Below are 762 nucleotides of genomic sequence, written 5' to 3'. Positions count from 1 at the left end.
ACCATCCCCCGCACCATCTCGATCGACGGCGAGCTGAACACGATATTCGGCGTCAACCCGCGCTCTTCAAAGATGCTTACGAAGTAGGTCCGGCTGGGCAGAACGTCAAGCAAAATCATCGGTTCCAGCACCAGGTCCACCAGCGACACCTTGGGCTGTTGTGCAAAACGGTGATCCGCCGGCAACAACGCATACGGCTGTTGCGGCGGCATCAATGGCGTGGTTTCAATGGTACCGCCCAAGTCATGCTCGAACAGCATGGCTACATCGATACTGCCTGCCGTCAGCGCCTGTACCAGTTCCTGTTGCTCGCCATCGCGAATTCGAATCTCCACCCCCGGCCAACGCGTCTTGAAGCCGGCGATCAAGCGCGGCAAGTACAGCGGTGCCACGGTTTCAAAGCAGCCGATATCGATCTGCCCCGCCACCACGTCGTTGTCCGCCAGGGCGTTCTGCTCGAACTCATGGGCGACCCGCAACAGCTCCTGCGCCTTGCGATAAAACCGTGCACCACTGGGCGTCAACGACACGCCTTGAGCGTGATGGCGAATAAACAGCTGCACACCAAAGCTGTCTTCCAACTGCTTGATCGAGGTGGAGACCGACGGCTGCGCGATATACAACTTGCGCGACGCCTCGGCGACGCTGCCGCACTCGGCCGTGGTAACAAAATATCTGAGTTGGCGCAGGTTATAGGCAGCCATCGGAACCTCGTTAAACGTGGGATTTCACCCCAAACAAGTGCAAAAAAAAGCTGTTTTC

Annotated in this window: 1 protein-coding gene; it reads right to left on the bottom strand. The window is 57.7% G+C overall.

All coding sequences use genetic code 11. The features are described from left to right. A partial coding sequence (locus tag AC1DRJ_RS30750) for a LysR substrate-binding domain-containing protein (protein ID WP_477805428.1) occupies positions 1-704 on the bottom strand: 704 nt, incomplete at its 3' end. Between the last annotated feature and the right edge of the window lie 58 nt (positions 705-762).

The organism is Pseudomonas sp. P5_B2 (genome assembly GCF_056400445.1).
Note: the sequence above shows the minus strand (reverse complement) of the source record. Positions and strands in the feature narration are given on the sequence as shown.